Origin of the sequence: Acinetobacter sp. 1566109 (genome assembly GCF_000582255.1) — a bacterium.
Taxonomy (GTDB): domain Bacteria; phylum Pseudomonadota; class Gammaproteobacteria; order Pseudomonadales; family Moraxellaceae; genus Acinetobacter; species Acinetobacter nosocomialis.
In genome coordinates, this window is the sequence record NZ_JEYB01000107.1 from 1 (window position 1) to 5,437 (window position 5,437).

The window sequence follows — 5,437 nt, forward strand, 5'->3', positions numbered from 1 at the left end:
ATTGCGTCAAGTGCGATGATGCCAGTTTATGCTGATGTTTTGGCAGGAAATAATATTACAGTTACACCTAGTGGCACAGATTTTGTAGTTGCAACAACGGATGACGTAAGTCTGAATAAAGTTACGGTAGGCAGTGTTGAATTAGATAAAACCACAAATACAGTTAAAGTCGGGACAAATACGACATTAAGTACTGCAGGTTTAGATACGGACGGTTTAGTTAAGACAGGTACATTAACTACAACAGGCTCAGCAACAATTGGAAATGGTTTGACTGTAGCAGATGGTGCGACCTCTCTTAAAAACACCAATATTGCGGGTACTTTAACAACTACAGGAAATACGACAGTAGGCGGTACTTTGGAAGTAACAGGTGCAACGACACTCAGCAATGTTACGACGACAGGCTCAGCAACGATTGGAAGTGGTTTGACTGTAAATGGTGCAACGACACTTAATAACACGTTAAATGTCGTTGGCAATACAACACTCAGCAATGTTACGACTACAGGCTCAGCAAAGATTGGAAATGGTTTAACAGTTGAGGCTGGCACTACTGCATTACGAAATACAACTGTAGGCGGTACTTTGGGAGTAACAGGTGCAACGACACTTAATAACACGTTAAATGTCGTTGGTAATACGACACTCAGCAATGTTACGACTACAGGCTCAGCAAAGATTGGAAATGGTTTAACAGTTGAGGCTGGCACTACTGCATTACGAAATACAACTGTAGGCGGTACTTTGGGAGTAACAGGTGCAACGACACTTAATAACACGTTAAATGTCGTTGGTAATACGACACTCAGCAATGTTACGACTACAGGCTCAGCAAAGATTGGAAATGGTTTAACAGTTGAGGCTGGCACTACTGCATTACGAAATACAACTGTAGGCGGTACTTTGGGAGTAACAGGTGCAACGACACTCAGCAATGTTACGACGACAGGCTCAGCAACGATTGGAAGTGATTTGACTGTAAATGGTGCGACGGCTCTTAAAAACACCAATATTGCGGGTACTTTAACAACTACAGGAGATACAACTGTAGGCGATACTTTGAATGTTAATGGATTAGCGGCATTTAATAATGGTGCGTATCTCAATAGTAAAAAAATTACTGGATTAGCCGCTGGAAATATCAGTAATGCGAGCAGTACGGATGCAGTTAATGGTGGGCAGCTTTATACCGTCAATAAAAATATTGCGGATGTCCTAGGAACAAAATTAGATGCAAATGGAACCTTAGAAAATCAAACTTATACGGTGAGTGATGGTAAAGGCGGTACACAAGCTTTTAATAATGTAAGGCAAGCTATTGAATATATTACAGGGGTTGATACCACTGGAACAGGAAGTGGAGTCGGGGTTGGTATTAAATATTTCCATACCAACTCTGCTGCAGCTGATTCACAGTCAAAAGGTCTAGAATCGGTTGCTATAGGACCTCAAGCAATTGCAAATGGTACAAGTTCAATTGCTATGGGCGACCAAGCGCGCGCAGATCAAGAAAATGCAGTTGCAATTGGTAAACAATCCGCAGCAATTGGTTTAAATAGTACAGCAATTGGTTCAACCACAGGGACACCGCGCCAGCCTGTTTATACAAGAGATGCAAATAATAAAATTACTGCAATAGATGGCATGTCTGTAACTACGACAGGTACGGGTACGAATTTAACAGATATTACTGAAATTAATGGGGTGTCGGTTACAAATACTGAAGTTACTAGCTTCGTGGCATCGTTAAGCAGCGGTGCGAATCTTTCTCTTGGAAAGAATAGTATAGCTTTGGGCACTTCTAATTTGGCAGCCGGTGAATCTAGTGTTGCTCTTGGTGACTCATCTAAAGCTGTTGCAAAGGATGCGATTGCAATAGGTCGAAATGGTAATGCTTCAGGAGAGCAGGCAATTTCGATTGGTGCTGGAGCTCAAGCAGCTGCAAGCGGTGCACTGGCTGCCGGCGGAGCATCTAGTGCGGGCCGTGATGGTGCTGTTGCATTGGGTCAAGGTGCTTTTGCAAATACAACAGCTGGTATTTCAATTGGTCAGAATGCGGGAGTGGGTACATCACAAGGCATAACGAATGACCGTACAGACCACATTGCTATTGGACGTAATAGCGGTCAAAATGTTATTGGCAATCGAAATATTGCTTTAGGTGTTGGCGCTGGTTCCAACCTGTCAGCGAGCGGTAATGGCAGCTCAGATGACAATATTGCGATTGGGGTAAATGCAGGAAGCAATTTAAGTGGTGATGATAATATTGCGATTGGCCGCGATGCAAATAAAAATATAACAGCAGTTGCTGAATCTGTAGCAATTGGTTCACGTGTAGATGCAACAACAGGTTCGACCGTGCTGGGTAATGAGGCCAAAGCTTCTGGCGGTGATTATGCAACTGTTCTGGGCTATAAAGCAAAAGTGACAGGCGATTCTGGAACGGCATTGGGGCGTGACTCGGAAGCTAGTGCCAACAATATTGCTCTAGGGGCATCCAGTGTAGCGAATGGAACTTCAATTGCTGCGGCTTATTTGACAGCTGATACAAAATCGGGCGGCTATAATATAGTTTCTGTTGGTCAAACTGGACAAGAGCGTCGTATTACGAATGTTGCGGCGGGTGCCAATGCTACAGATGCAGTCAATGTCAAGCAATTATATGAAATGCAAAATAATGTAGCAAACCTGATTGGTGGACATACAGGCGTCGATTCAACTACAGGAGCATTTACAGGCTATGTTATTGAATTGGAAGATAAAGTCACAGGCCAGACTCATCAATATAAAGATGTTTCGAGTGCAATTAAAGCAGTGTCATCTGGTGAAATTAGTGTTTTACCTGGCAACGCTGTCATGTATACCGCTGATGGTCGTATTTCAAATATTGCTGCAGGAACACAAGCTACAGATGCTGTGAATTTGGCACAGCTTAATCAAGCTATTGCAGATAATGGACAACATCATGTCTCCATTAATAGTAAAAATCCAGCGAATAAAAATAATATGGGAGCAACTGCTGACGAGTCGCTAGCAATTGGTGCTGGCGTCACAACAAGTAATGCAGGTGTAAAAAGTGTTGTTATAGGTTTTGATGCTGCAACTAATGCAAAAGAAAGTGTTGCAATTGGTAATACCAGCACACAAGCAAATGGTGATGCATCTATTGCGATTGGTAAGACTGCTTTAGCAAAAAGTACAAACAATATTGCAATGGGTACCAATGCCAGCAGTAATGGTATGGAAAGTATTGCAATAGGTACCAATATTCAAATTGATAAAACCGCTGGCACTTCTGACTATGCAGTGGGTATTGGCAGTTATTCAGAAGTACAGAATGCTGATCAGGCCATTGCAATTGGACGTAAAGCAATTGTACAGGGCGATAATGGAACAGCAATTGGCCATGAGTCACTAGCAGCAAAAGAAAATGCGAGTGCATTGGGTAATTTTGCTAAAGCAACTGCAGTAAGTGCTAATGCTATTGGTAACTATGCAACAGCAAGTGGAACAAGCGCCAATGCAATTGGTGATAATGCAAAAGCGACTGCTGGTAATGCCAATGCGATGGGTAAAAGTGCAGAAGCAACAAGCACAAGCAGTAATGCGATTGGTGATAATGCAAAAGCTGCAGCTGATAATGCCAGTGCAATTGGTACCAATGCGCAAGCAACAGGTATTAATGCGAATGCTATGGGTAAGGGTGCAAAAGCATCTGAACAAGATGCAAGTGCAATTGGTACCAATGCGCGAGCAACAGGTGTTAATGCGAATGCTATGGGTACAGGCGCTCAAGCATTAAGACAGGATACGCTTGCGTTAGGTACAAGTGCCGTTGCAAGTGGCCCCAATGCGTCTGCTATAGGTAAAAGTGCAGATGCAGCAGGTTTAAATGCGAATGCGTTGGGTAATGGAGCTAAAGCTGGTGCTGAAAGTTCGAATGCTATAGGTACAGATGCTAATGTATCTGCAACCAATGGTTTTGCTTTAGGTACTGGTGCAACAGTTACACATACAAATGCAATTGCCTTGGGTAGTGGATCGATTTCTGGTAATGCAAACCCAACAGCAAGTGCAAGTGTTAACGGTAAAACCTATAATTATGCAGGCACAAATCCAACATCAACTGTGAGTGTGGGTAGTTCAGGTAATGAACGTCAAATCATTAATGTTGCTGCAGGTCGAGTATCTGCTTCAAGTACCGATGCAATTAATGGTAGCCAGTTATTCCAAACTAATGAAGAATTAGCCAACCTAGCGAATAAAACAGCACAAGCATTGGGTGGTGGGGCTTCAGCAAATCAAGTTACTGGGGCAATTAGTGCGCCAAGTTATACCGTCACAACTAACCCGGCAGGATCAGGTACAAAAACTACGGTTAATAATGTAGGTGCAGCCTTAACTGCATTAGATACCGCATTGAATCAACCATTAAGCTTTGCTGGTGATACGGGGACTCAAATATCGCGTAAACTTGGTGAAACGCTCAATGTGAAAGGCGGTGCAACAGGTACACTTGCTGCAACCGGGAATATAGGCGTGGTTGCCAATGGAACAAATCAGCTAGATATTCGTCTTGCTGAAACAATAAATCTTGGTAACAATGGTAGCGTGACAACAGGCTCTGCAAGCATAAAAAATAATGAAGTTAAAGTCGGTACTAATACTTTAACGGATACTGGATTAAAAGCCGGTAATGTGAGGGTAAATACTTCGACAAATGATGTTACTGGGTTAAGCAATACAACGTGGAATCCTGCAGGCACTTACAATAGTGGTCGAGCAGCGACCGAGGAACAGTTGCTTTCTGCACAAAATCAGCTAAATACAACTTTAACTGATAAAGGTTTCAGTATCTCAGCCCAAGGTGCTAATTCAGATAAAGTTAAGCTAGGTGAAACAGTTGATTTCCGCAATACTGATGGAAATTTAGTTGCTACCCGCAGTGCGGATAATACTATTAACTATGATTTAGCCAAAAATATTAGTGTTGACAAAGTGACTCTTGGGAACATTATTATCGACAAAGCGACAGGGATCAATGCAGGCAATCAGAAGATCACCAATGTTAAAGCTGGGGATGTCAATTCAACATCTACAGATGCCGTGAATGGCAGTCAGCTATATACAGCACAAAACAATGTGAAGAATGTGTTGGGGAGCAGCACACAGATTGATGCAACCGGCAATTTAACTTCAACCAATATTGGCGGAGTTACAGGAGCCAATACGGTTCACGATGCAATTCAACAGGTAAATAACACCGCGACTAATGCGAAGACTCAGGCAGATAAAGGTTTGAATTTTGCAGTGAATGGTGTAACTCCAGCAGACAACGTACAGCTGGGAGAAACTGTTAACTTTGCAAATGGTACAAATACAACAGCAACCTATGATGCGGCGACGAATACCTACAAATACAGCCTGAACGATA

At 42.6% G+C, this 5,437-nt stretch carries 1 protein-coding gene; it reads left to right on the top strand.

Going from position 1 to position 5,437, the window contains the following annotated elements:
• The coding region (locus tag J582_RS24170; RefSeq protein WP_050674865.1) for a hypothetical protein at positions 1–5,437 on the top strand (5,437 nt) is incomplete at both ends.